The organism is Methylophilus sp. DMC16, assembly GCF_056314045.1.
Genome location: NZ_JBQUZC010000001.1, coordinates 200,573 through 226,485 on the forward strand (window position 1 = coordinate 200,573; position 25,913 = coordinate 226,485).

A 25,913-nucleotide genomic window follows, 5' to 3' on the forward strand; every position below is an offset into this window, starting at 1 on the left:
TATATGCTCGGGAAAAGCTGGCCTTGTTCCCCGCTTGGCTATTGATACTAAGGATTGTTGATTGTCTAACCCGTCCGTAACCGGATTTACCACCGAACCAGAGACCCCTACACGTGCTGAGCCGATTCAGCGGATCGTGAAAATTCGTCGCGACTATAACAGTTGGGTCGCGAATGAAACCATTGAGGATTATGCCTTGCGCTATACGCCGCGGGCGTTTCGTAAGTGGTCTATTCTGCGGGTCTCTAATACGGCGCTGGGGGCGATTTCGTTTTTGGTGCTGGAGGCGATTGGCGGCACCATTACCATCAACTACGGTTTTCAGAACGCCTTGTGGGCGATTATGGCGGTGGGGCTGATTATCTTTTTAACCGGGTTGCCGATCAGTTATTACGCCGCCAAGTATGGTCTGGATATGGACCTGCTGACGCGCGGCGCGGGCTTTGGCTATATTGGCTCGACGATCTCGTCGTTTATTTATGCCTCGTTCACCTTTATCCTGTTTTCGCTGGAAGCGGCGATTATGGGCTATGCGCTGGAGTTGTACTTTCATTTGCCGCTGTATCTGGGCTATCTGGTCAGTGCGCTGATTGTGATTCCGTTGGTGACGCATGGGGTGACGCTGATCAGCCGCATTCAGATGATCACGCAGCCGCTGTGGATTGCGCTGATGTTGCTGCCATTTTTTGCGATTTTCAAGATGGATCCGGGTGTGATCGACCGGTTGAGTCATTTTGCCGGGATCTCGCCTGAAGGCGGGCATTTTAACTGGGTGATGTTTGGTGCGGCGACAGCGGTGGGCGTGGCGTTGATCCCGCAGATTGGCGAGCAGGTGGACTTTTTGCGCTTTATGCCGATGCGCAATAAAGAAAACTACTGGCGCTGGAATCTGGGCGTGCTGATGGCGGGGCCGGGCTGGGTGGTGCTGGGCATGCTCAAAATGCTGGCGGGGGCCTTGCTGGCTTACCTGGTGTTTAACCGCGATATGCCTTTAAGCTCGGCGGTGAATCCAACGCATATGTACTGGATTGGCTTTGAGCATGTGTTTAGCAACCACCATGTGGCGCTGGCGGTGACGGCGCTGTTTGTCTGTGTGTCGCAGCTCAAGGTGAATATGACCAATGCTTATGCCGGCTCGCTGGCGTGGTCTAACTTTTTTGCCCGGCTGACGCATAGCCACCCTGGCCGTATTGTGTGGGTGGCGTTTAACGTGATGATTGCCATTGTGCTGATGGAGCTCAATGTGTTTCAGGCGCTGGAAGAGATTTTGGGCCTGTATGCCAATGTGGCGATTGCCTGGATTGCGGCGGTGGTGGCGGATCTGGTAATTAACAAACCGTTAGGGCTCAGCCCCAAGGGGATTGAGTTTAGACGCGCTTATTTGTATGACATTAACCCGGTGGGTGTGGGCGCTATGTTTATTGCCTCGGCGGTATCGATTGCGGCGTATACCGGGGCGATGGGGGTGGTAGCGCAGTCATTCTCTACGTTTATTTCGTTGATCACTGCGCTGGTGATGTCACCGTTGATTGCCTGGTGGACCCAGGGCAAGTATTACCTGGCCAGACCGCGGCCCAAGTATTTGCAGCCAACCAAGACCCAGCGCTGCGTGATTTGCGAGCGTGAATATGAAATGAATGACATGGCGCATTGTCCGGCGTATGGCGGGGCCATTTGCTCGTTATGCTGCTGCCTCGATGCGCGCTGCCATGACGCGTGCAAGCCGCAAGCGCGGCTCAGTGCGCAGTGGGAGGCGTTAAACAAACGCTTTTTGCCGCAGCGCTTGTGGCCACACCTGAATGGCGGCGTGGCGCATTTTCTGTTGTTGATGGTGATTGCGGTGGTGCTGTTTGGTGCCACCATAGGCCTGATTTACTTGCATGATGCCTTGACCATTGGCCGCGAATATCCCGAGCTGATGCGTCACTTCAGGTTGGGCTATTTGAAGATTTTTGTCGCCTTGCTGTTTTTGGGCGGCATTGTCGCCTGGTGGCTGGTGCTGACCTCGGCCAGCCGCCGGGTGGCACAGGAAGAGTCCAACCGGCAAACCGGCTTGTTGCTTGAAGAGATCGAGTCGCACAAAAAAACCGATGCCCAGTTACAAAAGGCGCGCCGACTGGCGGAAGAGGCCAACCAGGCCAAGAGCCGCTACATTACCGGTATTAGCCATGAGTTGCGCACACCGTTGAACAGTATTCTGGGCTATGCACAGTTGCTCACTAACGATGCCAGCATCCCCGAGCATCGCAAGCAGGCGATTAAAACCATCAGCCGCGGCGGCGAACATTTGCTGTCATTGATCGAGAGCACGCTGGACATTGCCCGCATTGAAAGCGGCAAAATGACCTTTGATGTCAAACCGCTGCATTTCCCGGAGTTTATCGACCAGATTGTCAGCATGTTTGAGATTCAAGCGCAAAACAAAGGCCTGGCATTTGTTTTTGAAAAGCAAGGCAACCTGCCTGAGTACGTGCGGGCAGACCATAAGCGCCTGATGCAGATTCTGGTCAATATTGTCGGGAACGCGGTTAAGTTTACCAGCAAGGGCAGTGTGACATTCAAGGTGAGTTATGCGCGCGAGATTGCGCAAATTGATATTGCCGACACCGGGCCGGGTATCGCCCCTAATGAGGTGGAAAAAATCTTTGAGCCGTTTGAGCGCGGTAGCGCGGCCGATGTGGTTGGCATTGGCGGCACCGGCCTGGGCCTGACCATTAGCAAGTTGTTGACGCAGTTAATGGGTGGCGAAATGCAGTTTGAGAGTGTGCTCGGCCACGGCACGCGCTTTGAAATCCGGTTGTTCTTGCCGCAGATTCGTGAAACTGCGCATCTCCCCAAGAAAACGGTGCGCCAGCGCCTGGGTTATGAAGGGCCGGTGAAAACCATCCTGGTGGTGGATAATGAAGAGGTGGACCGCGAGTTGTTGCGCAACACCTTGCAGCCGCTGGGCTTTATTGTGCATGAAGCTGCCAATGGCCAGGCCTGCGTCAATCAATACCAGATGCTTAAGGCGGATGCGATTTTAATGGACTTGGCGATGCCGGTCATGGATGGTTGGGAGGCTGCCTACATCATCCGCCAGGTGCATCACGCACAGCTACCGATTGCGATTGTGTCTGCCAATGCCTATGACCGTAACCTGGATAATCAGGCCAAGATTCCGGCGCGCGACTTTTTTGTGAAGCCGGTGAACCTCGAAGAGGTACTGGACTGGATAGGCCATCAGTTAAACCTGACCTGGCGCTATGAAGCTAGCCAGGGCCCGGCACCGGCGTTAGCCGCCCCTGAGCTGGCGCCGCAAGCGAGTGCTGAGGCTGCGGCCACGCCTGCGGAAGCGATTCCGCAGGTATTACTGGATAACCTGGTGCAGTTTGCCCGCATGGGCTATGTCAAAGGCGTGCGCGAGGTGCTGGCCACACTGAGCCGCGAGCATCCGCAACATCAAACATTTATTTACGCACTGCAACAGGCCATGGAACGCTTTGATTTTGCTAAACTGCTGCGCTTGATTGAGGAGTATGCCAAATGACCAGTCCCAGCCATACCGTGTTAATTGTGGATGATGTGCCAGAAAACCTGGCCTATCTGCACGACGCGCTGGATGAGTCCGGTTATCAGGTGCTGGTGGCCAACTCTGGCGAGATGGCCTTGCAAATCGCGCACCTGATGCAGCCGCAAGTGATTTTCATGGATGCCATGATGCCCGGGATGGACGGCTTTGCCACCTGCCGGCGGATTAAAGCCGCGGCAGAAACCCAGCATATCCCAGTCATCTTTATGACCGGCTTGACTGAAGTGGAGCACGTGACCATGGCGTTTGATGCTGGTGGCGTGGATTATGTCACCAAGCCGGTCAGGCCTGCAGAAGTGTTGGCCCGCCTCAAGGCGCATGTGCAAAATGCCACCAGAATGCATCAGGCCACCTCGGCGCTGGATGCCTTTGGTCAGGCGACCATTGCCATCTTGCCCGGCGACAAGCGGCTGATATGGCAAACCCCGCTGGCCAAGCAATACCTGGAGCAATACTTTGCAGAATGGGCCGCCAAAGAGGCTTATCATGCCGTGCAAACCTTGCCGCCGATGATTTACCAATGGCTGGAAAACTGTGTGCAACAGTTATCCGAAGGCCAGTCCATGCAGACGCTGAATGTGAATCAGGGCAACGCCCGCCTGAGCCTGACGGTGGCCAATACCAGCGAAGAGCAATGGGTGGTGGTGTTGCGCGAGTATTCTGACGATGCGCAGATCGAGTCCTTGGGCAAGTTGTTTCAACTGACCAAACGCGAATCCGAGGTGTTGTACTGGACGGTAAAAGGCAAGACCAACAAGGATGTGGGCGAAATTTTAGGCACCAGCCCGCGCACGATCAACAAACATCTTGAGCATGTGTTCCAGAAGCTGGGGGTTGAAACCAGAACTGCAGCTGCTTCGCTGGTCGCCTCAAAAATCAAGTTTTAGCGGGCTGGCAGGCGAGTCATCGTTGCCAGCCGCATATCGGCTCAATATCAGAAGTTGTAGATAAGACCCACCGTACCGACGTTGGTGTCAAAGCCTTTACTGCCCCCACCAGTCACATCAACTTCTGCTCGGTAGTGATCCCAGCCTACGCGCATGGACAAGGTTTTGTCGTAGTGATATTCCGCACCCAGGCCAAAAGTTGCACCTGTGTGGGTTGCATCGTTATAGGCGCTCAAGCCAGAGGAGACTTTGCTTTTGGTGGCGGCGACACCGAGTTTGCCATAAAAGTCAAAGGATTCATTAAGGGGTATGCTGCCCACAGCCGTCAAGCTGAGGGCATCGGCCTTGGCGCTGCCGCTGAGGTTATCCGTCACCTTACCTATCCCGGTATATTGGCCTTCGACGGCAATATACTGGTTGAATCGATAACCGCCGACGACGCCAGCAATCGCCTGGTTCTCCTTGTCCACACCATTTGGCGTGCTGAGGTTGTTGTTGGCTACACCGACATTAAAGCCGCCATAAAAGCCTTCGGCATGCCCAAGCAGAGGGGCTGTCAGCAATAGGCTGCTGACCAACAGATTGAAAACAGATTGACGCATCAGTGCTTCTCCAAGTGACGTTATTTCAAATTCGGTTATTTCAGTTTGCTTTGTGCCAGGCGCAGGCCTTCTTCAATCTCCTGCTTGCGGCCAGCGTCAGCATCTTCACGGCCGGGGCGGGCAGGGGCTTGCAGCGCTTTCTGGTAGTAGGTCACGGCCTGGCTATAGTCGCCCTGGGCACGTAAAAAGTCTGCATAGAAATAATTGCTGTCTATGCCGGTCGGGTTCAGTTGTAGGGCTTTCTCCAGATACTCGCGGCCTTTTTTCTTGTCACCAAAGCCAATCGGCCAGCCAGGGACGCGGAAGTAGAGTGAGCCCAGTGTGGTATATGCGGAACCATGCAGCGCTTGCGGGTTGGTTTTGATGCTGGCCAGCAACAGGTCGCGGGCTTGTTCAGCGGCTTTCAAGGCATTCACCGGATGCAGTGGCCCCATGCTCTTCGCGTAACCGCTTAAAACGATTGCCTCCCAGATCATGGCTTCATTGGCGTCAGGATGCTGGGCCGTGAGTTGATGGGCTTGCTCGGTCAGGGCTTTGAAGGCGAGTTCTTGCTGGTCTTTGCTTGTTTGATAGGTCGCTTTGGCCCAGGCATGCTGCAGCGTGGCCAGTTCGTTGTCTAACATTTCATCGGCAAAAGCAGCACTGGTCAGCAATGCCAGGCAGGTATAGATCATCCAGCGTTTCACAATCACTCCTCGTAAATTATTGAATTAAATGCAGTTGAGTCATCCCATTTTTGCAAAAACGATGCCAGTCTGCGCCGCTGATTGAATAGGTATAAAAATCAAACAGTTGCTGTTTTGTCCTCGCGCGCTTGAAAGCTGGCTGTAAGCTAGGGTGCGCGAACTCTGCTTTTTTTGCAGGGTCGGACAGCGTGACACTGCAAAAAATGCATGCTAAGGTCCTCTTTCTTGTTAGCCCACTCAAGCCATCCACCTCATGTCCCTGCGCCTGTTGCCACATTCTTTTGAAGCCTTGTCCCAGCGGTATGGGGAGCGCTACAAATGGATGGTGTTATTGATCATTGGTGTCGGCACGATGGCGGGGGTGTTATGTACGTCCAGCTTTAACGTGGCGGTGCCAGCGTTGACGCGCACGTTTCATTTGGGCCAGGATCATGTCCAGTGGGCCATGACGGCATTTTTGGCGGCGATGACCATAGGCATGTTGCCTGCCGCCTGGTGGTTGCAGCGCTTTGGCTTGCGGCGCGTGTTTATGTGGACGCTGTGGCTGTTGGTGGCGGCCAGCGTGGCGGGCTTTTATGCGCACAGCTTTGTGCAGGTGGTGATTGCGCGGCTGCTGCAAGGGCTGGCTGCAGGCGTGTTGCAACCGCTGGGGGTGATGGCGCTCATGCGTCTGTTCCCACCAGACATTCAGGGACGCGCGTCGGGGATCCTGATTGTCGGTATTGCGTTTACGCCTGCTATCGCGCCCTCCATCAGTGGCTGGTTGCTGGATCAGTTTGGCTGGCAGGCGATTTTTCTGCTTGGCGTGCCGTTTGCGCTGATCGCCCTGCTGTGTGCCTGGCGGTGGTTGCCTGCGCCCAGGCAGCAGCCAGTCAATGTGTTTGACTGGGCGGGCCTGGGTTGGTTGTCGGCGGCGACCATCGGCTTGATTGAGTTTGTCTCCAGCTTGCATCACAGTGGGTTGTTTGCGCCGTGGACTTGGGGGCAGGCCTTGCTCACGGTAGGGTCGCTGCTTTGTTATATGCGGCATGCCCGGCAATTACCGCATGCCATCATACAATTGCATCTGTTTCAGCGGCCCACCTTTAGCCGCGGCACCTTGGTGGCCTTTGCCTATGGCTTTGGCCTGTATGCCTCCACTTATCTGATCCCGGTATTTTTACAAAATGCCATGGCTTTTTCGGCCACAGAGGCTGGGGTGTTGCTGTTGCCCTCAGGCATTGCCCTGGTGTTGACCATTCCGATTGCTGGCCGGATGGCTGATCAACTGTCTCCACGGCGGATTACGCTGGCTGGCCTGGTGATTTTCGGCGCATCTTTTATCGTATTTGCCGTGGCCGCCGATCAGGTGCGCTACTGGGAAATTGTTGCGGCGACCATTGTGGGCCGCATCGGTCTTGGCCTGATTTTGCCGGCATTAAACCTGGCGACCTTGCATGAAATGGAGCCGCAGCATTTAGGCCAGTCTTCGGTGGTGGTCAGTTATGCCCGCCAGTTAGGCGGCGTGGTGGGGGTGGCCATGATGGCGGTATTTATGGAGTGGCGCGAGCGTATTTATGGACAGCTGCCGCCGGGCATTTTCGAGGCTTATGCCCAAGGCTTCTTGCTGTTATCTGCCGTGATTGTGTTGGCGATCATGGAGGCACTGGGCATGCAGGACCGCAAGCGCTAACGACATAAACCTTTACAGGATCAGGCGCCAGACTTGCATGCCTGACGGTTGAAAACCATGTTTTCTGTAAAAGTGCTGGCCAGCCTGATTATCCTGGTCGGTGAGCAGGGTCAAGCGCTGGATCGCCTGCTGGCGCGCGTGCGCAATCGCAAAAGTCAGCAATTGCGAGCCAATGCCCAGGCCGCGACAGGTCTGATCGACCACCATATCTTCGAGCAATGCCACGCGGCCGCCTAATGCGGTCGAAATCGTAAACAGCAGGCTTACCATCGCAATCACTTGCCCTTGTTGCCGTGCTACTAAAATATGGCCGATGTCAGGGTGTTACAGAATGTGGCTCAAGCCTTGCTGCTGGGCCGTGTGGTCAGGGGAGAATTCGTGTTCCTGGGCAAACAGTTGCGCGAGCAGCGCGCATAAGGCGGGCAGGTCAGCCAGGGTGGCAGGTTCAAACTGAAGCGTGACATGGGCTGTCATGCGCGTGTGCTTTCATGACAGCCGAACATGCAATGTGCCTTAACCCTTATTTTTCAACAAAGGCTTTTTCAATCACGTAGTCACCCAGTTCGCCGATGCGCGGCGAGACTTTGAAACCACGTTTGTCCAGCATGGCGGCCGTGTCGACCAGCATCGCCGGGCTACCGCAGATCATGGCGCGGTCCGTTTCCGGATTCAATGGCGGCAAGCCAATATCGGTAAACAGTTTGCCATTTTCCACCAGGTCTGTCAGGCGGCCCATGTTTTTAAATGGCTCGCGTGTGACGGTGGGGTAGTAGATCAGTTTATTGCGCACTTCTTCGCCAAAAAACTCGTTATTCGGCAGTTCTTTGGTGATGAAGTCTTCGTAGGCCAGTTCATTGACGTAACGCACACCGTGAATCAGGATGACTTTTTCAAAGCGGTCATAGACTTCGATGTCTTGAATCAGGCTCATAAACGGCGCTAAGCCCGTGCCGGTCGAGAAGAAATAGAGGTGTTTGCCTGGCTTGAGGTCTGAGGTGATCAGCGTACCTGTTGGCTTACGGCTCACCAGCAGCGGGTCGCCCACTTTCAGGTGTTGCAGGCGTGAGGTCAGCGGGCCATTGGGCACCTTGATACTGAAAAACTCCAGATGCTCTTCGTAGTTGGGGCTGGCGATACTGTAGGCACGGGTCAATGGCAGGCCATCGACTTCCAGGCCTATCATCACAAACTGGCCGTTTTCAAAGCGCAGGCCAGGATCACGGGTGGTTTTGAAACTGAACAGCGTGTCATTCCAGTGATGCACGCTCAACACCGTTTCGGTGGAATATTTTTTACTCATGAGATGAACAGGTTTCTGAATTCAAAAGGTTAATTGGTAAACGCTTAATTATAACGCAGCCGTCAATTGCGGCACGGCTTCAAACAAATCTGCCACCAGGCCGTAGTCGGCAATCTTGAAGATTTGCGCTTCCGGATCCTGATTGATGGCGACCACCACTTTACTGTCTTTCATACCATAGGCATGCTGGATGGCGCCGGAAATGCCAACGGCGATATACAGCTCTGGGGCGACCACTACACCGGTTTGGCCGACTTGCAGGTCGTTGGGGGCATAGCCAGAATCGACCGCCGCACGGCTGGCGCCAATGGCGGCATGCAGTTTGTCTGCCAGCGGGGCCAGCACGTCTTTAAATGCATCCGCACTGCCCAGCGCGCGGCCACCAGATACCACCACTTTAGCGGCGGCCAATGGGGGGCGCTCGGATTTGTTAAAGGCTTCTGCCACCCAGCGGCTGCCTTCTGGTGCAGCTGGCGCAGTCACCGATTGAATGGCAGCATTGGCGCCAGTCGCAGCGGCAGAGAACTTGCTGCCACGCACGGTGAGTACTTGTTTGGCATCACTGCTTTGTACCGTTGCCAGCACGTTACCGGCGTAAATGCCACGCACATAGGTGTTGCTATTCACGATCTCAAGCACGTCAGACAGCATGTTGACATCGAGCAGGGCGGCGATACGTGGCATGACGTTCTTGCTGAAAGCGCTGTGCGCAGCCAGCACCACGCTGTAATTGGCCGCCAGCGGCACAACCAGCGCAGCCAGGTGTTCTGCGGTTGGGTGTTCCAGGGCGGCATCGGCCGCAACCAGCACGGTGCTGACGCCTTGCAAAGCGGCGGCTTGTGCGGCCAGGCCGTCAGCTTGTGCAGCAGCAATCAATACATCCACTGGTTGCTGCCAGTGTTGGGCCGCAGTCACGGCGCGTGCCACTTGTTCGTTTAAATGTTGGCCGTCGTGTTCGGCAATAATCAATGTTCTCATGGCAGCAGTCCCTCGTGCGTACGCAGTTTGCTCAATAATTCATTCACGTCTTTCACCATCACGCCGGCTGGGCGCTCTGGTGGGGCGGCAACCTTCAGTTGTTGCACACTATGAGTGAGTGACAGATTGAGCGAATCAAGCGGGAGGGTCTCAATGGGTTTTTTTCTGGCCATCATGAGGTTGGGCAGTTTGACGTAGCGTGGCTCGTTCAGGCGCAGGTCAGCAGTAATCACAGCTGGCAGGCTCACGGACAAGGTTTGCGTGCCGCCATCAATCTCGCGCACCACGGTCGCCTGATTTTCGGCAATGGTGATCTGAGAGGCATACGTAGCTTGTGGCAGGTTGAGCAGGGCCGCCAGCATTTGGCCGGTCTGGCCGGCATCATCATCAATGGCTTGCTTGCCCAGCAGGATCAATGCAGGCTGTTCACGCTCGACCACGGCTTTGAGCACCTTGGCGACGGCCAGCGGGGCCAGGCTGTTTGCTGTTTCAACCAGTGTCACACGGTCCACGCCCATGGCCAGGGCATGGCGCAAGATATCCTGATGCGTCGCGGCACCAATGGTGACGGCGACGATTTCTGTGACAATGCCTTTTTCTTTGAGGCGGATGGCTTCTTCGATGGCGTTTTCATCAAAGGGATTGACTCCCATTTTGACGCCCTCGATATCCACATCCGAACCGTCCGCTTTGACGCGGACTTGAATGTTATAATCAACGACCCGTTTGATCGCTACCAATGCTTTCATAAAACGTTTGCCTTTGTTGGGGTATTTACTCGTAACCGGGCATTTTAAGCCAGCTTGTAATATTTATTAAATTGATTATTATAATATTATATATCTATTCTGTAGATTGATTTTGATGCGGCGCAACTCCCGGCCACGCAGCCCCCTCCATGAAATACACCCTCAGGCAACTGGAAATCTTTGTCGCGATTAGCCGCACCGGCAGTGTCTCCCGTGCCTGCGACCAGTTGGCCTTGTCGCAATCAGCCGCCAGCACCGCCCTGATCGAGCTGGAAAAGCAGTTTGATATCCAGTTGTTTGACCGGGTCGGCAAGTCTTTGCGCATCAATGAAGCGGGCCAGCAGCTGTTACCCAAGGCGGTCGAATTGCTGGACCGCGCGCGTGAAATTGAGCGCATGCTGCAGGGGCAGCAGGGCTACGGTCATCTCAAGATTGGCGCGACGCTGACCGTGGGCAATTATCTGGTCACCTTGCTGGTGGCCAAGTTCTTGCAGCAGTATCCGCAAAGCCACATCCAGTTGCAGGTGCAGAACACACGGACCATCGTCGAGCAGATTGCCAACCACACCCTGGATTTGGGTATGATAGAAGGCGAGTGCAATCATCCCGATATTGCGGTGGCGCCCTGGATTGCCGATGAGCTGGTCATTTTTGCCGCGCCCACGCATCCGTTGGCATTGTGGGCACAAAGCGGCAAACCCATCCACAAAGCGGATTTACTGCTACAGCCCTGGATCGTGCGCGAGAAGGGCTCAGGCACGCGCGAGACCTTTGACCGCGCCTTTAAACAGGATTATTCAAAACTCAATATTACGCTGGAGCTGGAACATACCGAGGCGATCAAGCGCGCGGTAGAATCGGGCCTTGGCATTGGCTGTATTTCGCGGCTGGCCCTCAAGGATGCATTCAGGCGCGGCAGCCTGGTGCCGATTGAGAACCACGGCTTGCAATTTCACCGCAATTTTTATTTTTTATGGCACAGGCAAAAATACCAGACCGGTGGCATTCGACAGTTTCTGGCGTTCTGCCAGGCGTTTACCCAAGGGGCGACGCGTAGCGACCTGATCGATATCCCGGCCATTGCCTGACGAAGGAGCAAAGATGGAAAGAGATGTCATGGAGTACGATGTGCTGATTGTGGGGGCAGGCCCGGCGGGCTTGTCCGCAGCCATCCGTCTCAAACAACTGGCGCAGGCGCAAGGCCAGGAGCTGGGCGTGTGTGTCCTGGAAAAAGGCGCCGAAGTCGGTAGCCATATTTTCTCTGGTGCCGTGCTGGACCCGAAAGCCCTGCAGGAGTTGTTCCCTGACTGGCAGGCCTTGGGCGCGCCGCTCAATACCGCCGTCGATAAAGATACCTTTGTGGTGCTGGGTGAAGAAAATGCCTGGGCCATGCCCGAGTGGTCACTGCCGCCCTTGATGCGCAACCATGGCAATTACATCATCAGTCTGGGCGAAGTCTGCCGCTGGCTGGCGACGCAGGCAGAAGCACTGGGCGTAGAAATCTATACCGGGTTCTCTGCACAAGCGCCCAGTTATGACGATCAAGGCCGCATGACTGGCGTGATTACCGGCGATATGGGCCTGGACAAGCAAGGCAATCCCACCGCCAACTACACCCCAGGCATCGAAATCCGCGCCAAATACACGCTGGTGGCCGAGGGGACACGTGGCTCACTGACCAAGCAGCTTGAAGCCCGTTATGGCTTGCGGGCAACGTCCAGCCCGGCCAAATACGGCATCGGCTTTAAAGAGGTTTGGCGTGTCAAACCCGAGTTGCATCAAAAAGGCCTGATCGAGCATACCTTGGGCTGGCCACTGGATGCCAGCACCGGTGGCGGTGGCTTTATTTATCACCATGGCGAAAACCTGGTGTCCGTGGGCTATGTGGTGCATCTGGATTACCGCAATCCGTATTTGTCCCCCTTTGACGTGTTTCAGACCTATAAAACCCATCCCAAGCTCAAGGCCTTGCTGCAAGACGGTAAACGCTTGAGCTATGGGGCGCGTGCCATTTCAGAGGGCGGGATACAGTCCTTGCCGGAAATGGCCTTCCCCGGCGGGGCCTTGCTGGGCTGCAGTGCAGGGCTGGTCAATGTGCCCAAAATCAAGGGTACGCATTACGCCATGAAGTCCGGCATGCTGGCGGCGGAAGCCGTGTTTGATGCCATCGCACAAGGCAGTCCAGAAGTGTTGAGTGTTTATCCGCAAAAACTGCGCGCCTCCTGGGTCTGGCAAGAATTGTCTGCGGTGCGCAACGTCAAGCCTTATTTGTCCCGCTTTGGCACCTGGGGCGGCACCGTATTGGGTGGCGCCGAAATGTGGCTGTCCAGTTGGGGCGTGAACTTGCCATGGACGCTCAAGCATAGCAGCGCAGACCATGCGACTTTGGCCGAGGCTGCCAATAGCCGTCCGCCCGTGTATGCCAAACCGGATGGCGTGTTGACCTTTGATAAACTGAGTTCAGTCAGCTTATGCAATATTTCGCACGATCACCAGCAACCGTGCCATTTGAAACTGGGCGTTGCGGATAGGGCAGTGCGCGTGAATCTGCCGAAATATGCCGGCCCAGAGCAGCGCTATTGCCCGGCGGGGGTGTATGAGTTTGTGGAGCAGGCCGGAGAACAGGCCTTGCAGATCAACGCGCAGAATTGCATCCATTGCAAAACCTGTGACATTAAAGACCCAACGCAGAATATTAATTGGGTACCGCCGGAAGGTGGCAGTGGGCCGAATTATGTTTCGCAGTAATTAAGCGAAGCTACCTTACCTGAATGGATCCTTGGATGGCTTATACGACATCAAGTGGGCTAGGGTCGGATAGGATAGGTAAACTCATCTAGTAACGTTTTTTTCGCCTCTCGGCGAGTTACTTTCTGGTGCTTGTCCCCCAGAAAGTAACCACAACTAACGGAGTGTTGCGGCGTAGGCTAACCTTTAGGTTAAGCCACAAAGTGGCGGCCGTAGCCAAAGAGGACGACACCCAGCCATCACGGCCTTCGACTTCCTTGCGTTGCTCAACAAAGTAAGCGGTCACGAAACTCGACCTGGCAGCTCACATAAAACGTGAGCTGCTGCGGGACTCAGACAGTCGCTCCCTTCTTCCTTACTTTGTTTCCGCTACTCAGCGCGATGGAATGGGATTTATCTCGCCAAAGTTGCATCGTTGAAATTCGGACGGTTTGAAACTCCAATTCTTTTGTTGAAACAATTGATAGCTGCGCTCGCATGTTTTTCGGGGTCCCCATCTGCCGCGCCGAGCAACGCAGGATTGGCGGGAGTCTTCGGCCATCGGCTGTCCGAGTTCCGCAGTGGCTTGCGTCTTGTGCAAGCCGCCAGGGCGAGTTTCGATGGCCGCCCGGCAAGCCGAGTAGCGCAGGGAATAAGCGGAAGCTGGGGTGCACTTTCTTTTGGTTACTTTATCTTTGTGCAAGCAAAGAAAAGTAACTCGCCTACAGGCGAAATGAATGACTCATCCATCTCGGCTGTACTCAAGAGCGACACTAAATCGTAACTAATCAAACGCAACTGAGCCCAAGAGAAAATTTAATTATTCACGGAAAGGGCTGTGTCAGGGTGTGGAGCTATTAACCGAGTGAGTGATATTGCTATTTCTTCTGCGTCAGCGCAATAAATGCGGCAATCCACCCAATCGCAGTAGTACACAACAAGATCAGCCCACCCACGTGAACCAGATGGAAAGCCAACTGGAAGTGGCTTTGATAGTTATTGGCCAGCAATTGCACTGGTTGGCGCAAGTTCCAGACAATGGCAAACAACAACACGACGGCAATCAGCCCACCGCCTAAGCCATAAGCGCCGCCCATGTATAAAAACGGGCGGCGGATAAAACTGTGCGTGGCACCAATCAGTCGGCTGACTTCAATCTCGGCTTCATGGGTGAGCACTTGCATGCGCACGGTATTGCTGATGACGGTAATCATGGCAATGCCGAGCAGGCTTGCAAAAATGAAGGCAATACGTTTGCCTAGCAACAGCATAGAATGCAGGCGTTCTATCCACACGCTATCAATGACGATTTCATCGACTTCTGGCCGGGTTTGCAGCAGGGTTTGTACCGGTTTGACGGTGGCAGGCTGTGTATCCGTCAAGGTAATGAACACGGCATCTGGCAGCGGGTTTTGCGGCAAATCGACTAGCAAGTTTTTTTGCGAAAACTGCTGGGACAGTTGCTCAATAGCATCTTCTTTGGAGACATAACGCACCTCTTTGACCTGTGGCAGGCCTTGTGTATCGTTGATCAATCGTTGAATCAGGTTGCTGGAGGTCGCCGGTTTGAAAAAGACGCTGATTTGCGCATCCTGCTTGATGGCGCCAGACATGTCCTGCAAGTTATCCAGCGCGACAAACAGCAGGCCGGGCAGGGTGACGGTAATGCCAATCACCATGCAGATAATCAGGGTATTGAGCCAGTGATTTTTTAAACGCTGCAAGACCAGGTCTAAGGCCAGCGTGTGTTGGTTAAGCCAGTTTTTCATGCACTCATTCTCATAACATGGCCGTCTGTGCAGGCAGGGTGCTAATGGTTTGGTGGTCGATATGCAGTGTACGGTAAGCAATGCTGCTGACTTGGGCGACATCGTGCATGGCAATGACCACGGTCACGCCCACTTCATTAAAGGCTTTGAGTAATTGCATGATTTCAAGCGAGGCCGTCTGATCAAGGCCGCCGGTCGGCTCATCGGCAATCACAATAGAGGGGCGGCTGACCACAGCGCGCGCAATGGCGAGCCGCTGTTGCTCGCCGCCGGACAAGGTGATCGGCATGGCTTTTTCTTTATTGAGCAGGCCGACTTTATCCAGCGCTGCGCGTACGCGGCGAGCAGCCTCTTCGCCGGTGATGCCCTGGATGCTGAGCGGCAAGGCCACGTTGTCAAAGCTGTTGCGGTCGTAGAGCAGTTTGTGGTCCTGAAACACCAGGCCAAAGCGGCGACGCAAATAGGGCACGGCATTGGGATGCAGTTTGCCGATATCCTGCTGATTAATCAGAATTTGGCCGCTAGACGGCGCTTCAATGCCCGCCATCAATTTAAGCAGGGTGCTTTTGCCTGCGCCAGAGTGGCCGGTGACGAGCACGAAATCGCCTTTGTCTATATTGAAGCTGACCTGGCGGAACAGGTGTGCGCTATTGGGGTAGCGCATGCTGACGTTTTTAAACACAATCATGGCTAGTCATCAATCAAGGCGTCGATAAAGTCATGGGCGTCAAACGGGCGCAGGTCATCAATACTTTCCCCCACGCCAATAAAACGCACCGGAATCTTGCTTGCCGATTGCTGGCTCAGGTGCGCAATCGCGGCAATGACGCCGCCTTTGGCGGTGCCATCCAGCTTGGTTAAGGCCAGTCCGGTGACACCGAGCGCCTCGTTAAAGGCTTTTAACTGGTTGACCGCGTTTTGGCCGGTGTTGGCATCCAGCACCAGCAAAATTTCGTGTGGCGCACCGGGCAAGGCTTTGTCGATGACACGCTGCACTTTTTTAATCTCATCCATCAGGTGCAATTGCGTGGGCAAGCGGCCTGCGGTATCGGCGATGACCACGTCGATTTTTCTGGCCATGGCCGAGTTCACCGCATCGTAAATCACTGCCGCCGGGTCGCCACTCTCTGAGGCAATGACGTGCACATCGTTGCGCTCGCCCCACACCTGCAACTGCTCACGGGCAGCGGCCCTAAACGTATCCCCTGCGGCAATCAGCACGCTTTTGCCCTGGGCCTGCAAATACTTGGCCAGTTTGCCAATAGTGGTGGTTTTGCCAGCGCCATTCACGCCGACCATCATCATCACAAATGGCTGGTGATCCTTGACCTCTAGCGGCACTTGCAAGGGCGTCAGCAGGTCAAGCAGCGTGTCTTTCAACGCCTGTTTCAGTGCAATGGTGTCTTGCAGATCATGCTTTTTGACACGGCTGCGCAGTTGTTCGAGCAGGTGCTGGGTGGCACTGACGCCGACATCCGAAGTTAGCAGGATGGTTTCGAGTTCTTCGTAAATGTCTTCATCAATCTTGCCACCGCCAAACAAGGCGCTTAACTGCCCGCCCAGCTGCTGACGGGTTTTGGCCAGCCCGTTTTTGAGACGCTGCGCCCAGCTGAGGCTGGTCGGTTCAGGTTGGGCAGGCGTCGCTGGTTCGGATTTTTTGGCGAAAGGATTAAACATGGCAATCTAAAACTCTGTAATATGACTATTTTAAGCCGAATCGACGTTTCCCGCCACGTCAAGCTGAGCACTTGAGTCGCCAGGCCTCCGAACTTAGTCCGCGCTGTGTCGGTCACATGCATGGCGATACACATCAAGCTAAAAACAATCTATTCATCATTCATAAAGTCAGATATGAAAAAATCTTATTCTTTTGCGCGCTTGCCACGATTGGGGCTGTGCCTGGCCCTGTTGATGAGCGCTCATGCCGCGCAAGCACAGGCAGAGATTGCGCAGAAAACCCTTAAAAACGGACTCAAAGTCATTGTGCAGGAAGACCATCGAGCGCCCGTCGTTGTCTCGCAAGTCTGGTATCGCGCCGGTTCGCTGGATGAAGTCAATGGCAAAACTGGCGTCGCCCATGTGCTGGAACACATGATGTTTAAAGGCACGCAAAAAGTTCCGGCCGGGCAGTTTTCCCGCCAGATTGCGGCTGCGGGCGGTAAAGAAAATGCCTTTACCAGCAAAGATTACACCTGTTATTTCCAGCAGCTGGAAAAATCACGCTTGCCGCTGGCCTTTACGCTGGAAGCAGACCGCATGGCCCATTTGCAGATTACCGATGCCGAGTTTGCCAAAGAGATTGAGGTGGTGAAAGAGGAACGCCGCTGGCGTACTGAAGACAAGCCGCAATCACGTGTCAACGAACAATTTGAATCTTCGGTCTATCGTGCCCATCCTTATGGCCGCCCGGTGGTCGGCTTTATGAATGATCTTGAAAATATGACTGCTGATGATGCCCGTGAGTGGTACCGCACCTGGTATGCGCCGAATAATGCCACAGTGGTGGTGGTCGGTGACGTCAAGGCGCAGGAGGTGTTTGCGCTGGCTGAAAAAAACTTTGGCAAACTGGCTGCCAAGCCTTTACCTGTGCGTAAGCCGCAGGTGGAGCCCGCCCAGATTGGTGAGCGCCGGGCCATTGTGAAGGCGCCAGCCAAGTTGCCCTTTTTTGTGATGGGGTTTCACGCGCCCGCGCTCAAAAATGCGGCGGCTTACAGCGAGCAGGACTGGGAGCCTTATGCGCTTGAAGTGTTGTCCAGCATTCTGAGTGGCAATGATGCGTCACGCCTCAACCAGAAACTGGTGCGTGAGCAGGCGATTGCGCTTGAAATTGACACGGGGTATGACAGTACCAACCGCGGTCAAACCTCGACATTTGAGGTGGCGGCCTCGCCAAGTGAAGGCGTCTCGCAAGAGGCGCTGATCAAGGCGATCTGGGCACAAATTGAAGAAGTCAAAAACAACGGCGTCACGCCGGCTGAGCTGCATCGAGTGAAAGCCGCGGTCATTGCCGCCGATGTCTACAAACGTGACTCCATGTTTTATCAGGCCATGCAGATCGGCCAGCTGGAAACCATGCATTACCCTTTATCCTTGCTACAAACCAATGCGTCACGCGTGCAGGCGGTCACCTCTGAACAAGTGCAGGCCGTGGCTAAAAAATATCTGGTCGCAGACCAAATGACGCTGGTCAGCCTGGACCCACAACCGATGGATCCTAACCAGAAGTCCGCCGGTCGGCCGCATCAACATTAATCCGTTCTTTGAACGTTTGATTTGGGAATTTCATGAAAGTCGTTACTTTATTTAAACACCGGGTATTCAACACCGTCTTGTTGATCAGCCTGCTACAAGGCTATGCCAGCCTGGCATGCGCCGCACTGAATATTCAGCACTGGACCACCGCGGAGGGCAGCGAAGTCTATTTTGTTGAAAATCATGCCTTGCCCATGATGGATGTCAGCATCAATTTTCGTGCAGGCAGCGCTTATGACCAGCCAGACAGCAGTGGCGCCGCCGCGTTAACCCATCATGTGATGGGTATGGCCGCGGGCGGGTTGGCAGAGGAAACGCTGACTAACCGCTTTGCCGATGTGGGCGCGGTGTTGGGGGGCAGTTTTGATGCAGACCGCGCCAGCTTCAAGTTACGTACTTTGACCAGCGAACAGCAGGCCGCACTGGACGCGTTTACGCTGGTGTTACACCAGCCGGATTTTCCTGAAGCCGTCGTGAGCCGTGAGCAAGCCCGTATTGTGGCCGCGTTGCAAGAGGCCGAAACGGAGCCGGATAGCATTGCGCAAAAAGCCTTTATGCAGGCGGTGTACGGCATGCATCCTTACAGCCTGGATCAAAACGGTGAAGTGGGTACGGTGCCATCGCTGACGGTGAGCCAGTTGCGGCAGTTTTATCAAAGCCACTATACGGCAAAGTCTGCCGTGATCGCCCTGATGGGGGATCTGACCCCGGATCAGGCCCGGCAAATTGCGCAGCGTCTGAGCGCCGGCTTGCCAGCAGGACCTGCGGTGGCCGATATCCCAGCCGTGCCAGCGTTGTCTGCGCCTAAACTGAAAAAAGTGCCGCATCCGGCCATGCAGGCACACATCCTGGTTGGTCAGCCTGGCAATAAGCGCGGCGATGCAGATTTCTTTGCGCTGTATGTGGGTAACTATATTTTGGGCGGCGGTGGCTTTGTGTCACGTCTGACCGAGGAAGTCCGTGAAAAGCGCGGTCTGGCGTATAGCGTGTATAGCTACTTTATGCCCATGAGTCAGTTGGGACCGTTCCAGATCGGGCTGCAAACCAAAAAAGAGCAAAGTGAAGAAGCGCTCAAACTGGTGATGGCCACCGTACAGAAATTTGTCGATCAAGGCGTGACAGAAAAGGAACTGGCTGCGGCCAAGGATAACCTGATTGGTGGTTTTCCCATGCGTATAGACAGTAATAGCAAGATTCTGGAGTACCTGAACATGATCGGCTTTTACAAGTTGCCGCTGGATTATCTGGATAGCTTTAATGACAAGGTCGCAGCCGTCACTGTGCAACAGGTGAATGATGCGTTCAAGCGCCGCATCCATCCTGAGCATTTTGCCACCGTGATTGTTGGTGCGGAATAACAAAAAGCCGGCAGTTTGCCGGCTTTTGCTTTTCTGTCTGATGCGGTGAGCGGGGTCAGATTAAGCCATGCGCTTTTTTCTCGCCAGCCAGTAGTATAAAAAGGCCCCCAGCAGGTTTAAAAAGAAAATCACCAGAAACCACACCAGCTTGTCTTCACTTTGATTGGCCAGGCAATCAATCAGCATCCATACCCAAAACAGTGACAGCGCCAGCGCGATCACGCCGCCCAGCAGACCAAAGCCAAATAAGAACTCCATAGCAATATTCCTTGATGAATTAACGAAATCATAACACGATGACTTGGGTGCACCCTCGGTTTAGCGCAGGCCATGGGTAGTCGGGATGCAAAATCTGGGATAATGCTGCTTTATTTATTCGAATCAACCACCGCTCATGAATCAGGTACGATTGAATGCCGGGAAATGGCGTAGCCGTGTGCTCAAGTTTCCCGATGCCGAAGGGCTACGCCCGACGCCAGACCGCGTGCGGCAAACCGTCTTTAACTGGCTGGGCCAGGATTTGACAGGCAAAACCTGCCTGGATTTGTTTGCGGGGACTGGCGCCCTGGGGTTTGAAGCGCTGTCTCGCAATGCCAAAGCGGTCACCATGCTCGAATTGGCCAAAGCGCCTTATGCAGCTTTGTGCCAGAACCAGCGTCTGCTGGAGGCGACCCAGGCCCGCATCCAGCAAATGGATGCCAGAACTTTTCTGAGCAGCAATCAACAGCCTTTTGACGTGATTTTTTGTGACCCGCCATATCGCCAAGATTGGCTGAGGCAATTGTTGCCCGTGCTGCCCAGACATTTGGCGCCTGAAGGCTGGCTATATGTTGAGGCCGAATATGCGTTAAAATCCGATGCATGCTGGCAGGTGGTCAAATCGGGCAAAGCGGGTCAGGTCTATTTTCACCTGCTGCAACCCGCGTCAGCCGATGCGGTTGCTGGCACGGATTAAGGCAATCAAGTCAGCGGCAGCCAGCAACGACACAACGACGATTACGGAAGCAAGCGATGAGTAAAACCAGAATTGCCGTCTATCCAGGCACCTTTGATCCCATCACCCTGGGGCATGAGGATATTGTGCGCAGGGCGGCCAAGCTGTTTGACCAGGTGATTGTGGCGGTGGCTGGCAGCACCAGCAAACAAACCTTGTTCAGCCTGCAAGAGCGGGTTGCGCTGGCAGAGTCGGTGTTTGCCGGCGATAACATCCGTGTGGTCGGCTTTGACGGTTTGCTCATGCAGTTTGTGCAGTCGCAGGGCGGGCAGATGGTGATCCGTGGCCTGCGCGCGGCCAGTGACTTTGAATATGAGTTTCAGTTGGCGGGCATGAACCGCAAGCTCTATCCCAAACTGGAAACCCTGTTCATGACCCCGGCGGAAGAGTTCATGTTTATTTCCTCCAGCCTGGTGCGTGAAGTGGCGCGCCTGGGAGGCGATGTGAACCAGTTTGTCTCACCAGGCGTCGAACGGGCAATCAAGCAAAAACTGGCGATTGCCTGAGTGATGGCGCCTCTGTAGCGATGTAAAGAAAATCATGGCTTTATTTATTACCGATGAATGTATTAACTGCGATGTGTGCGAGCCCGTGTGCCCGAATGAAGCCATCTCGCAAGGCGCAGAAATTTATGAAATCAACCCCGACTTGTGTACCGAGTGCGTCGGCCATTACGATAAACCGCAATGTCAGCAGGTCTGCCCGATCAGCTGCATTCCGCTAGACCCTGAGCGGCGCGAAACCAAGGAGCAATTGCTGGAGAAATATCAGCGCATTGTTGCCAAGCGGGGTTAAGCCGAGTGGACCGGTTACGTCCACAACAGATTAAAAAAATCAGAGATCAAGGAGACATCAATGCGGATTTTACATACCATGTTGCGCGTGGGCGATATGCAACGTTCCATCGACTTTTATACCGGCGTACTGGGCATGAAGTTAATCCGTACCCAGGATTATCCTGACGGCGAGTTTACACTGGCGTTTGTCGGCTATGGTAACGAGTACGACCACACCGTGCTGGAGCTCACCTACAACTACGGCAAAACCACTTATGACATGGGCACCGCCTATGGTCATATGGCGATTGAAGTGGATGACGCCTATCAAGCGTGTGAGCTGGTCAAGGCCAAGGGCGGTAAAGTGGTGCGCGAGGCGGGGCCGATGAAACACGGCACCATCGTCATTGCCTTTATCGAAGACCCGGATGGCTATAAAATCGAATTCATCCAGAAAGGGACGATTGAATATCCCAAGCATGTCTAACCGGACATTGTTATTGCAGGCAGTGAGGCTGGCGCAAGCCGGAGACTGGCATGGCGCACATCAGATTGCGCAGGTGTACAGTGATCCCACTGCCAACTGGATACATGCGGTATTGCATAAAATAGAAGGTGACCGTTGGAATAGCGAGTACTGGTATGCCAGAACCGGCGGTCATCAGTATGCAGATTTTGACAGCGACAGTGCGGCAGAGCTCGACGCGATCGCCCGCTGGCTGACGCCAGAATAGCGCTTATTTACTTGTGCTCTTCGTCGCTGCCCTGGCGACCCGTTGTAAAAATACCCCACAGTGATTGCGTAAACAAGCCGATCACGGTCCCAAACAGAAATAGCAGCAAGCCGATGATCAGGCACATCAGCAGCAAAAAGCCATCCTGCAGCCAAACGCTCTGCGCGGCCAACGATTGCCAGACGGACAGGATTTGTGCCATCCAATGATCGAGATTGATGCATTTCATCTGTCTATTATGCCTCAGGAAACGCCATGTGATGCATCGCTGCGGCGTCTTTGCTTGTGCAAATTTCCGCAAAACATCCATCAAACTCTGCGGCCTTGCCGTTTCAGGGCCTAATGGAAAGTCTGCGTTCAACGCGACTGTTGCCGATATGATTCGAGGCCCAAATCGGTGCACCGGTTTGCCTGTTGGCAGTGCATGGGAACCGCATCGTCTGAGCGGCTTGAGTTTCATTTCTTCCAATACGCTGATTTTAAAGTAAAAAAATCTTTTTTTTAGATGGCCTGCTTGTTGCTAGGGATAACCTAAGCTAGAGGAGAGGCATCATGATAAAAAAACTTGCAGCCGACGCCATGCTAACGGCGGAAATGCGGCTGTCCAACAATATTCAGTTGTTAGGTGATTTACTTGATCAGGCCATTCTGGAGGTGGAGGGCGAAGCGGTTGCGCAGAAAATTGCCGCCATCCGGCAAGCCGCATTGCGTTTTCACCAGAATCATGACCAGCAGGCTTCGTTAGATCTTGAGCAGTTGCTCGCTGACCTGAGTCTGGAGCATACGGTGCGCGTGGTGCGTGCACTGGCTTATTTCAAACATCTGGTGAATCTGGCCGAAGATCTTTACGGGCAGGAACTCGGCCATTGCCAGCAAAATACACCTGCGCCTGGCATGTTGTCGCACACGCTGGCACAAATCAAGGCCTCTGGCATCGCGCCGCAAAAAATCCAGCAACTGCTTCAGGACGCACTGATCTCACCGGTGCTGACTGCGCATCCGACCGAGGTGCAGCGTAAAAGTGTGCTGGACATTGAGCAGCTGATTGCGGAGTTGCTGGGGCAGCGTGGGCACATGGTGTCTGAGCGCCAACTGGCACGCAACAAGCTATTGTTGCAAGGTGCGGTGTCGGCCTTGTGGCAAACCCGCATGATGCGCTACTCCAAGCTCAGTGTGCTCAATGAGATTGAAAACGCACTGACCTATTACGAAAGTACCTTCTTACATGTGATCCCTGAAATCCTGCAGGATATCGAGCGCGACCTGGCAGATTGGCTGCCCGGCATGGACTTGCCAGGTATTTTGCGCATGGGTAGCTGGATTGGTGGCGACCGTGACGGCAATCCGTTTGTGAATGGCACCACCTTGCGCGACAGTGTGCGCCTGCAGGCTACCACCTTGTTCAAGTTCTATCTGCAAGAGCTGGCCGCGCTCAAGCGCGAGCTGGCTGTGTCCACGCGCGTGGTTGGTGTGGATGACGCAGTGTTGGCCTTGGCGAAAGCTTCGCGCGACCAGTCATCGCATCGGCTGGATGAACCCTACCGGCTCGCGCTTAATGGCGTGCATGACCGTTTGCTGGTGACCGCCAGCCATTTGCTACCCGATGCCAGCTGGAGTTTGCCGGAAGAAGTCGGCAACGAGCCTTACGAAGATCCTGAGGCCTTGCTGCACCCCTTGCAGACCATTGCCGATTCTTTGCGCCGTCACCATGGCGAGGCCTTGATTTATCCGCGGCTGGGCAAGTTGATTAAAGCCATCGTCACGTTTGGGTTTCATTTGGCCACCGTGGATATCCGCCAGTCCTCTGACGTGCATGAAGCGGTGATTAGCGAGCTGTTACATAAGGCGGGCTACGATTTTGACTACGCCAGTTTTAACGAGGAAGAGAAAATCGGCCTTTTGCTCGAAGAACTGAAGCAACCGCGCCTGCTGTTTTCGCCTTTTCAGCAATATTCCGAGCTGGTGCACAAGGAAATCGGCGTGCTGGAAGCCGTACGCGAGGTGCGCCAGCGCTTTGGTGAGCATGCGGTACGCCAGTATATTATTTCGCACACTGAAACCTTGTCTGACCTGCTGGAAGTGGCCTTGCTGCAACGTGAGGCTGGCTTGTTGCGCGGCGTGTGGGGCTCGGCCAATATTCAGGTTGATCTGAATATCGTGCCACTGTTTGAAACCATTGCCGACTTGCGCGACGCGCCCATGATCATGGGCAAATGGCTGAGCCTGATCGGCATCCGGCATGTGATCCGTTTCCAGGGCAATGAGCAGGAAGTCATGCTGGGCTATTCGGACAGCAACAAGGATGGCGGTTTTTTGACCTCGAACTGGGAGTTGTATAAAGCGGAAATTTCGCTGGTGGAACTGTTTAACCAGGCCAACGTCAAGTTGCGCCTGTTCCATGGCCGTGGCGGCACGGTTGGCCGCGGCGGTGGCCCAACCTATCAGGCCATCATGGCGCAACCCATCGGCACCGTCGATGGCCAGATTCGCCTGACCGAACAGGGCGAAATCATCTCCACGCGTTATGCAGACCCGGTGGTCGGCCGCCAGCATCTGGAAACCCTGATTGCGGCGACGCTGGATGCCACCTTGTTCCCGGCCGACCAGCTGGAGCCCGCCAAACGGCGTGCGTTTGAAAGCGTGATGGAAGCCCTCTCAGCCACCGCGATGACCAGCTACCGTAGCCTGGTTTATGAAACCCCGGGCTTTGCCGATTACTTTTTCAATACCACGCCGATTGAGGAAATTGCCGGACTCAATCTGGGGAGCCGGCCCGCCGCGCGCAAATCGACGCGACGGATTGAGGATTTAAGGGCGATTCCGTGGGGATTCTCATGGGGGCAGTGCCGCTTGCTGCTGCCAGGCTGGTATGGTCTGGGCAGCGCCATTCACCAGTTTTTAGCGCACGATCCAGCCTTGAAGCAGGCACGTCTGGAAATGTTGCTGGAGATGCAGGCACACTGGCCGCTGTTTAATACCCTGATTAACAACGTCGACATGGTGCTTGCGAAAACAGACCTGATCGTGGCGCGCCATTATGCCCATTTGCTGGCTGACAAGGCCTTGCGCGAAGAAATTTTCAGCCGCATTGCGCACGAACACAAACTGACCACCGACGCGGTCAATCTGCTGCTGGGCACCACGCAACGTCTGGCCACTCAGCCGGTGATCGCCAAATCCATCCGCGACCGCTTGCCCTATCTGGATCCGCTTAATCACTTGCAGGTAGAAATGATACAGCGTTACCGCAATGGCGAAACTGATGAAAAACTCAAGTGGGCCATTCCGCTGACCATTAATGGCATTGCTACCAGTTTGCGCAATACAGGTTAAGGCCTGGTAGGCAGATACAACGCAGGACAAGCTGGGCTTGTCCTGCGGGGCGTCACTGCTTAGACAATGATGCTAAAACGCCAAGCGTTACATCATGCTAAGTGGGTATGGCACAGGCCTTAGTGGCGGTGTTTGTCTTCCCAGGCTTTGAGCTGTTTCTCGGCTTCATCCTTGGTGATGCCATAGCGTTCCTGGATTTTGCCTGCGACCTGGTCGCGTTTGCCTTCGATCACATCCAAGTCATCATTGGTCAGTTTTCCCCATTGTTCTTTGACTTTGCCTTTAAGCTGCTTCCAGTTGCCTTCGAAAATGTCTTTGTTCATCTCGAGTCTCCTATGATTACATTCTTGATTTAGATCGTTGTGTCAGTCGATGTACATGCCATCGACCTGAGTGCATCTTAAAGGCAAGCTTGCCCGGGTTCAGTCGGCCATGCCCGCATTTTTGGGTCGGATTTGGCTGACAAACTGTTGAGGGGCGCCTGGGTTGAGTTGCGCTTTCAATGTGGGCAGGTATCGCGATGCC

The 25,913-nt window shown here is 54.5% G+C and carries 26 protein-coding genes; 13 read left to right on the forward strand and 13 right to left on the reverse strand.

Annotated features, from left to right (window positions below; all coding sequences use genetic code 11):
• The first annotated feature begins 61 nt into the window (after positions 1-61).
• Positions 62-3,529 (forward strand): hybrid sensor histidine kinase/response regulator, encoded by a 3,468-nt coding sequence (locus tag ACT53D_RS00970; RefSeq protein ID WP_476154063.1) that lies wholly within the window; start codon positions 62-64, stop codon positions 3,527-3,529.
• Positions 3,526-4,458 (forward strand): response regulator transcription factor, encoded by a 933-nt coding sequence (locus tag ACT53D_RS00975; protein ID WP_194748352.1) that lies wholly within the window; start codon positions 3,526-3,528, stop codon positions 4,456-4,458. Before ACT53D_RS00970 ends, ACT53D_RS00975 begins: the two co-directional genes overlap by 4 nt.
• Before the next feature lie 47 nt (positions 4,459-4,505).
• On the opposite strand, the gene ACT53D_RS00980 is transcribed toward ACT53D_RS00975, so the two are convergent.
• Entirely contained in the window at positions 4,506-5,060 is a 555-nt protein-coding gene (locus ACT53D_RS00980) for an outer membrane protein (protein ID WP_476154066.1), read from the reverse strand.
• Between the two features lie 35 nt (positions 5,061-5,095).
• Positions 5,096-5,746 carry a hypothetical protein gene (locus tag ACT53D_RS00985; RefSeq protein WP_476154068.1) on the reverse strand — a complete coding sequence of 217 codons (651 nt, stop codon included), beginning with the start codon at positions 5,744-5,746 and terminating at the stop codon, positions 5,096-5,098.
• A gap of 253 nt (positions 5,747-5,999) precedes the next feature.
• Between ACT53D_RS00985 and ACT53D_RS00990 the strand changes: the two genes are divergently transcribed.
• Positions 6,000-7,418: a DHA2 family efflux MFS transporter permease subunit gene (locus ACT53D_RS00990; protein WP_476154070.1), complete on the forward strand. Its 1,419-nt coding sequence runs from the start codon at positions 6,000-6,002 to the stop codon at positions 7,416-7,418.
• A 12-nt stretch (positions 7,419-7,430) separates the two neighbouring features.
• On the opposite strand, the gene ACT53D_RS00995 is transcribed toward ACT53D_RS00990, so the two are convergent.
• From ACT53D_RS00995 to ACT53D_RS01015, 5 genes are read right to left on the reverse strand one after another with little or no spacing between them, the layout of a single operon-like run.
• A complete protein-coding gene (locus tag ACT53D_RS00995; protein ID WP_476155558.1) occupies positions 7,431-7,733 on the reverse strand; it encodes a GNAT family N-acetyltransferase in 303 nt (100 codons plus the stop codon).
• A 9-nt stretch (positions 7,734-7,742) separates the two neighbouring features.
• A complete protein-coding gene (locus ACT53D_RS01000) occupies positions 7,743-7,892 on the reverse strand; it encodes a hypothetical protein (RefSeq protein WP_476154072.1) in 150 nt (49 codons plus the stop codon).
• A 46-nt stretch (positions 7,893-7,938) separates the two neighbouring features.
• Complete coding sequence (locus ACT53D_RS01005) at positions 7,939-8,718, reverse strand: ferredoxin--NADP reductase (RefSeq protein ID WP_194748348.1); 780 nt, start codon at positions 8,716-8,718, stop codon at positions 7,939-7,941.
• A 48-nt stretch (positions 8,719-8,766) separates the two neighbouring features.
• Complete coding sequence (locus ACT53D_RS01010; protein WP_476154074.1) at positions 8,767-9,696, reverse strand: FAD-binding protein; 930 nt, start codon at positions 9,694-9,696, stop codon at positions 8,767-8,769.
• Positions 9,693-10,445, reverse strand: a complete 753-nt coding sequence (locus ACT53D_RS01015) for an electron transfer flavoprotein subunit beta/FixA family protein (protein ID WP_194748346.1) — start codon at positions 10,443-10,445, stop codon at positions 9,693-9,695. Before ACT53D_RS01015 ends, ACT53D_RS01010 begins: the two co-directional genes overlap by 4 nt.
• Positions 10,446-10,594: 149 nt before the next feature.
• Here ACT53D_RS01015 and ACT53D_RS01020 point away from each other — a divergent pair, with 149 nt between their 5' ends.
• The gene (locus tag ACT53D_RS01020) at positions 10,595-11,533 is read left to right on the forward strand and encodes a LysR family transcriptional regulator (protein ID WP_194748345.1); all 939 of its coding nucleotides are present in this window, start codon (positions 10,595-10,597) and stop codon (positions 11,531-11,533) included.
• 13 nt (positions 11,534-11,546) lie between these two features.
• A complete protein-coding gene (locus ACT53D_RS01025; RefSeq protein WP_379075199.1) occupies positions 11,547-13,193 on the forward strand; it encodes an electron transfer flavoprotein-ubiquinone oxidoreductase in 1,647 nt (548 codons plus the stop codon).
• 857 nt (positions 13,194-14,050) lie between these two features.
• Here ACT53D_RS01025 and ftsX read toward each other — a convergent pair.
• The 3 genes from ftsX to ftsY are packed head-to-tail and all read right to left on the reverse strand — an operon-like array spanning position 14,051 to position 16,618.
• A complete protein-coding gene (ftsX, locus tag ACT53D_RS01030; RefSeq protein ID WP_379075202.1) occupies positions 14,051-14,941 on the reverse strand; it encodes a permease-like cell division protein FtsX in 891 nt (296 codons plus the stop codon).
• A 10-nt stretch (positions 14,942-14,951) separates the two neighbouring features.
• Positions 14,952-15,629, reverse strand: coding sequence for a cell division ATP-binding protein FtsE (gene ftsE, locus ACT53D_RS01035; protein ID WP_194748342.1), 678 nt, complete (start codon positions 15,627-15,629; stop codon positions 14,952-14,954).
• A 2-nt stretch (positions 15,630-15,631) separates the two neighbouring features.
• Positions 15,632-16,618 carry a signal recognition particle-docking protein FtsY gene (gene ftsY, locus ACT53D_RS01040; RefSeq protein WP_194748341.1) on the reverse strand — a complete coding sequence of 329 codons (987 nt, stop codon included), beginning with the start codon at positions 16,616-16,618 and terminating at the stop codon, positions 15,632-15,634.
• 174 nt (positions 16,619-16,792) lie between these two features.
• Between ftsY and ACT53D_RS01045 the strand changes: the two genes are divergently transcribed.
• A complete protein-coding gene (locus ACT53D_RS01045) occupies positions 16,793-18,193 on the forward strand; it encodes a M16 family metallopeptidase (protein WP_379075209.1) in 1,401 nt (466 codons plus the stop codon).
• 32 nt (positions 18,194-18,225) lie between these two features.
• Positions 18,226-19,551: a M16 family metallopeptidase gene (locus tag ACT53D_RS01050; RefSeq protein ID WP_379075212.1), complete on the forward strand. Its 1,326-nt coding sequence runs from the start codon at positions 18,226-18,228 to the stop codon at positions 19,549-19,551.
• Positions 19,552-19,611: 60 nt separating this feature from the next.
• Here ACT53D_RS01050 and ACT53D_RS01055 read toward each other — a convergent pair whose 3' ends face one another.
• Positions 19,612-19,809, reverse strand: coding sequence for a PLDc N-terminal domain-containing protein (locus ACT53D_RS01055; RefSeq protein ID WP_194748338.1), 198 nt, complete (start codon positions 19,807-19,809; stop codon positions 19,612-19,614).
• 136 nt (positions 19,810-19,945) lie between these two features.
• On the opposite strand from ACT53D_RS01055, the gene rsmD reads away from it, so the two are divergent.
• The 5 genes from rsmD to ACT53D_RS01080 are packed head-to-tail and all read left to right on the forward strand — an operon-like array spanning position 19,946 to position 22,055.
• Entirely contained in the window at positions 19,946-20,506 is a 561-nt protein-coding gene (rsmD, locus tag ACT53D_RS01060) for a 16S rRNA (guanine(966)-N(2))-methyltransferase RsmD (protein WP_476154077.1), read from the forward strand.
• A gap of 56 nt (positions 20,507-20,562) precedes the next feature.
• Complete coding sequence (gene coaD, locus ACT53D_RS01065) at positions 20,563-21,051, forward strand: pantetheine-phosphate adenylyltransferase (protein WP_338654939.1); 489 nt, start codon at positions 20,563-20,565, stop codon at positions 21,049-21,051.
• Between the two features lie 34 nt (positions 21,052-21,085).
• Positions 21,086-21,340 (forward strand): YfhL family 4Fe-4S dicluster ferredoxin, encoded by a 255-nt coding sequence (locus ACT53D_RS01070; protein WP_476154079.1) that lies wholly within the window; start codon positions 21,086-21,088, stop codon positions 21,338-21,340.
• 60 nt (positions 21,341-21,400) lie between these two features.
• Complete coding sequence (gene gloA / locus ACT53D_RS01075; protein ID WP_194748334.1) at positions 21,401-21,808, forward strand: lactoylglutathione lyase; 408 nt, start codon at positions 21,401-21,403, stop codon at positions 21,806-21,808.
• On the forward strand, positions 21,801-22,055 hold the full coding sequence (locus ACT53D_RS01080; protein WP_275356031.1) for a hypothetical protein: 255 nt from the start codon (positions 21,801-21,803) through the stop codon (positions 22,053-22,055). Before gloA ends, ACT53D_RS01080 begins: the two co-directional genes overlap by 8 nt.
• A gap of 7 nt (positions 22,056-22,062) precedes the next feature.
• Here the strand turns inward: ACT53D_RS01080 and ACT53D_RS01085 are convergent, their stop codons facing one another.
• Positions 22,063-22,284: a hypothetical protein gene (locus ACT53D_RS01085; RefSeq protein WP_194748332.1), complete on the reverse strand. Its 222-nt coding sequence runs from the start codon at positions 22,282-22,284 to the stop codon at positions 22,063-22,065.
• A 323-nt stretch (positions 22,285-22,607) separates the two neighbouring features.
• On the opposite strand from ACT53D_RS01085, the gene ppc reads away from it, so the two are divergent.
• Complete coding sequence (gene ppc / locus ACT53D_RS01090; protein ID WP_275356027.1) at positions 22,608-25,388, forward strand: phosphoenolpyruvate carboxylase; 2,781 nt, start codon at positions 22,608-22,610, stop codon at positions 25,386-25,388.
• A 119-nt stretch (positions 25,389-25,507) separates the two neighbouring features.
• Here ppc and ACT53D_RS01095 read toward each other — a convergent pair whose 3' ends face one another.
• Positions 25,508-25,711, reverse strand: coding sequence for a CsbD family protein (locus tag ACT53D_RS01095; RefSeq protein ID WP_194748330.1), 204 nt, complete (start codon positions 25,709-25,711; stop codon positions 25,508-25,510).
• Positions 25,712-25,913 lie beyond the last annotated feature (202 nt).